Genomic DNA, 4,273 nt, shown 5'->3' on the forward strand with positions numbered 1-4,273 from the left:
CCTAGCTCTACCTGCCCAGCCTCAACGCGGACATCATCGACCAGGGTGTGGCCCGGGGTCATGAAGTTATTGCCCTTCGCCTCGGCGTGTCGTGGCAATAACTTCATGATCAACGGCATCAAGGGGCGAGGCCCGGGGCCGGGGCGGGGCGGGTCAGCTGGCTCGGCGGATGGGGCGGCGGGCCAGGTAGCGGAGCAGGTCGCGGATGTGGTGCTTCTCCTCGGCGGGGACCGTGGGGTCGGCCAGCCGGTCCAGGATGGCCCGGACGTCGGCCTCGACCGGGCCGTCGTCGTGGCGTCGGCGAGGAGCGGGCCCGGCGTCGGGCAGGCCGAGCGCGCGGAACGCGGCAGCGACCGGCAGATCCAGCGCGGCGCAGAAGCCGCGCACCTTGGCCAACTCGGGATAGTCCTGCCAGTCGCCGGCCAGCCAGCGGAAGACGGTGGAGCGGCCCACGCCCGTGTGCGAGGCAAGATCAGTCACGGTCCAGCCACGTTCGTCGCGAGCGTCATCGATGGCGCGCCGGACGAAGCGAGCAAAGGCCATCTGCGGTGATACGTCGGCTGATCCCATCCCTGCGTGTCTTCCCCCCTGCCGGAGCACCGGGACGATGCGCCTTCCGAGGGTAGTACGCGAGAAGCCGGAAACAATTGACTGACCGCACAAACTGTCCCGTGGGCGAGACTTTTCTCTGGAAGCGTGTGTGCAGAACGAAAATTGCATCGAGCGATCTTCATCGTTCTTCCATTAAGCTCGGTGCCCGTCCCGACATCGCGTCTGTCGCCTGCCGCCTCCGACCGGACCATCGCCGAGGAGCACCATGGCCGAATTGAGCCGCCCCCAGCCGTACCAGCCCGGTGCGGTGAGCCTCTTCTTCGTCGCCAAGGCCGGCGTCTTCGCCGCCGCGTTCTGGATCTGGTTGCTGGTCCTGGTGCTCCGCACCGACTCCGCGACCGGTCTCGAGGTGCTGGCCGCCACCGGTGCCATCACCACCACGCTGGTCGCTGTCCTGCTCGGCGCCCGGATGGCGTTGCAACACAACGCCGCCATCCGGCACGCCGAGGTGAAGAAGCTGCTGGTCGACATCTCCTGGAACGCCTTCGCGGCAGCCGGCAACGCCGAGACCGAGGGCAAGGTCGTGCCATTCCCGACCGCCCCGGTCGACGGTGACTGGGCCGCCCAGCGGCCCGCCGCCGACCGGGTGTCTGTCCTCGACCGTGGTGCCAGCGAGCGCAACGGTGGCCGGGGCCGCCGACGCTAGTCGCCCGGGGGTGCCTCTTCGGCGGCCAGCAGGGTCTCCAGCCGGGGAGTGACCTGCCACTGGTCCACCAGCTCGCGGTACTCCGCGCGCTGTGGCCCGGTCGCCCCGGCACCGGTACGACGGGCGCGGATCAGCAGGTTACGCGGGGTGTGCTGCGAGTCCACGAACTCCACCACCTCGGTCCGGTAGCCGTGCACCCGCAGCAACCCGGCGCGCAGCGCGTCGGTGAGCACGTCGGCGAAGCGCTCGCGCAGGATGCCCTGCCGGGTCAGCAGCTCGTACGGGGTCGGGGCGGGATGGGCGCGGAGCTGCTTCGCCAGATCGTGGTGGCAGCACGGCGCGGCCAGCACCCAGCGGGCCTCCCAGCGCACCGCGCGGGCCAGCGCCTCGTCGGTGGCGGTGTCGCAGGCGTGCAGCGCCAGCACCAGGTCGGGCGCGGGGTCGACGACGGCGTCGGCGATCGTCCCGGCCACGAAGCTGACCTGGTCGGCCCAGCCGAGCCGCTGCGCCAGCTCGGTGTTGCGCCGCCGCTGGTCCTCCCGGACGTCCACGCCGATCAGTTGGACGTCGAGCCCCCGACTTGTCAGGTAGCGGTACGCCGCGAACGTCAGGTAGGCGTTGCCGCAGCCCAGGTCGACCACCCGTAGCGAACCCGTCAGGTCGTCGGGCAGGGTAGCGGCCAGGGCCCGCAGGAACGCGTCCACCTGGCGGCGCTTGGCCGCCGAGCCGCCGATCTCGGCGAAGATCGGGTCACCGGGGTCGAGCAGGTATTCCTTCGCCCGGTCGTTCCCGGTGGGCGTCGCCACCGGACGGGACGTCGCGGCCCGATGCACCTGCGCCTCGCCGGACTTGGTCACCCGCAGCTGAAGGGTCGCGTCGGCCGTCTCGACGTGCCAGTTGCCGAACGGCTCGGCCAGCAGTTCGTCGATCGCCGCAGCGGCCTCCGGGCCGGAGGCGAGGTTGCGGGTGTAGGGGCGAGCACCGTCGGACGTGGTGATCTGCATCCGGGGCCCGGCCTTGAGCCGCACCGGCCGCAGTTCGGCCCGCTCAACTGTGGGGCGGCGACCGCGTCGACGTCCGGCGGCGACCGCCCGGGTCAGCGCGGGGTCGAGCAGCAGCGCCCGAACCTCGGTCAGGGCGGCGTCCAGTGGTTGCGGCATCGTTCCATCTTCGGCAGGTGGGGTGGGAGAAGGGAACATCCCCCGTACCGCGCGAGGCGGTGCGGGGGATGTCAGGTGTGGCTGGTGGTCAGTCCGCTGTCGCTTCGGCCGGCGTACCCGCATCGGAACCGCCACCACGGCGGCGGCGTCGGCGACGCGGCTTGGACGCCTCGCCCTCGGACGCGGTGGCCGGCTCGGACGGGCCGGCGTCGGCGGAGATCACCGCCGTCGTCTCGGCCGTGACCGCCTCGCCGGCCCGGCGGCGACGCCGACGGCGAGGGGTACGGGTGCCTTCGTCGGCGGCGTCGGCCGCAGGTGCCTCGGCGGCGGCCGGCGTGGCGGCGTCGGAGCGGTCGCGGCGGCCATCGCCCCGACCACGGCGCTCGCCGCGACCCTCACCACGACTCTCGCCGCGTCGGGGGCCACGACCACCGCTGTCGCCCCGACGGGAGCGGGTCGTCCCACCCAGATCCTCTTCGATCTCGGCGGACAGCCCGGCCCGGGTGCGCTCGGCCGTGGGCAGCGTGCCGCTGACCTCGGTGGAGATGTGCAGGTCGGTGTAGAGGTGCGGCGACGTGTGGTACGTCTCCGGCGGCTCCGGCATCTCCAGACCGAGGGTCTTGTCGATGATCCGCCAGCGCGGCATGTCGTCCCAGTCGACGAAGGTCACCGCGACACCCGTCGCGCCGGCCCGGCCGGTACGACCGATCCGGTGGGTGTAGGTGTCCTGGTCTTCCGGGCAGTCGTAGTTGATGACGTGGGTGACGCCTGTGACGTCCAGCCCACGGGCCGCCACGTCGGTGGCGACCAGGATGTCGATCTTGCCGGCCCGGAAGGCCCGCAGCGCCCGCTCACGGGCACCCTGGCCGAGGTCACCATGTACGGCGGCGACCGCGAAGCCACGGAAGTCGAGATCCTCGGCGACCCGGTCGGCCGCCCGCTTGGTACGCGTGAAGATCATGGTCAGCCCGCGCCCCTCCGCCTGGAGGATGCGCGCCACCACCTCGACCTTGTTCATCGAGTGGGTGCGGTAGACCAACTGCTGGGTCTGCGGCGACGGGCCGGTCTCGGCGGTGTGCCCGGCGTGGATCGTCATCGGCTGGCGCAGGAAGCGCCGCGACAGGGTGACGATCGGGTCCGGCATGGTGGCCGAGAAGAGCATCGTCTGCCGGTCTTCCGGAAGCATCGCCAGGATCTTCTCGACGTCGTCGAGGAAGCCCAGGTCGAGCATCCGGTCGGCCTCGTCGAGGACGAGCGCGTGCACCCGGTCGAGTCGGAGGTGCTTCTGCTTCTGCAGGTCCATCAGTCGGCCGGGCGTGCCGACCAGGATCTCGACGCCCTTGCGCAGCGCGTCGATCTGCGGCTCGTACGCCACGCCGCCGTAGATCGGCAGCACCCGGACGCCACGCGTCCGGCCGGCGGCGGCCAGGTCCTTGGCGACCTGGATGCCCAGCTCACGGGTGGGGACGACGACCAGCGCCTGGGGGACGCCGTCGCTGCCCTCGCCCGGGGCGAAGACCCGGTCGAGCAGCGGTACGCCGAAGCCGAGGGTCTTGCCGGTGCCGGTGGGCGCCTGGCCGATCAGGTCGACGCCGCGCAGCGCGATCGGGATCGCGTACTCCTGGATGGCGAAGGCGCGGGTGATGCCGGCCGAGGCCAGGGCCTCGACGGTCTCGGCGCGGGCGCCGAGTGCGGCGAACGTGGGGGCCTCCGGTCGAACCGGGGCGGTGGGGGCCAGTTCCTGGCCGTCCAGCAAATCTTGAGTCAGGTCGCTCATGTGGATGTAGGGGTGCCCTCTCGTGGGTGCGCCCGTCATGTCCTCAGGGCGCGTTCGGTATGACGCGGGCCACACGGT

4 protein-coding genes are annotated in these 4,273 nt (G+C 71.8%); 1 reads left to right on the forward strand and 3 read right to left on the reverse strand.

The window, feature by feature from the left end:
• Positions 1-153: 153 nt before the first annotated feature.
• The gene (locus ABZ749_RS30510; protein ID WP_210785506.1) at positions 154-570 is read right to left on the reverse strand and encodes a helix-turn-helix domain-containing protein; all 417 of its coding nucleotides are present in this window, start codon (positions 568-570) and stop codon (positions 154-156) included.
• A gap of 247 nt (positions 571-817) precedes the next feature.
• Between ABZ749_RS30510 and ABZ749_RS30515 the strand changes: the two genes are divergently transcribed.
• Positions 818-1,258 (forward strand): hypothetical protein, encoded by a 441-nt coding sequence (locus ABZ749_RS30515; protein ID WP_357233823.1) that lies wholly within the window; start codon positions 818-820, stop codon positions 1,256-1,258.
• On the opposite strand, the gene ABZ749_RS30520 is transcribed toward ABZ749_RS30515, so the two are convergent.
• A complete protein-coding gene (locus ABZ749_RS30520; RefSeq protein ID WP_357233825.1) occupies positions 1,255-2,418 on the reverse strand; it encodes an SAM-dependent methyltransferase in 1,164 nt (387 codons plus the stop codon). The two genes, ABZ749_RS30515 and ABZ749_RS30520, sit on opposite strands and share 4 nt — an antisense overlap.
• Before the next feature lie 88 nt (positions 2,419-2,506).
• Positions 2,507-4,195, reverse strand: a complete 1,689-nt coding sequence (locus ABZ749_RS30525; RefSeq protein ID WP_357233827.1) for a DEAD/DEAH box helicase — start codon at positions 4,193-4,195, stop codon at positions 2,507-2,509.
• Positions 4,196-4,273: the final 78 nt, after the last annotated feature.

It is taken from the genome of Micromonospora sp. NPDC047753 (genome assembly GCF_040642735.1).
Classification (GTDB): Bacteria; Actinomycetota; Actinomycetes; order Mycobacteriales; family Micromonosporaceae; genus Micromonospora.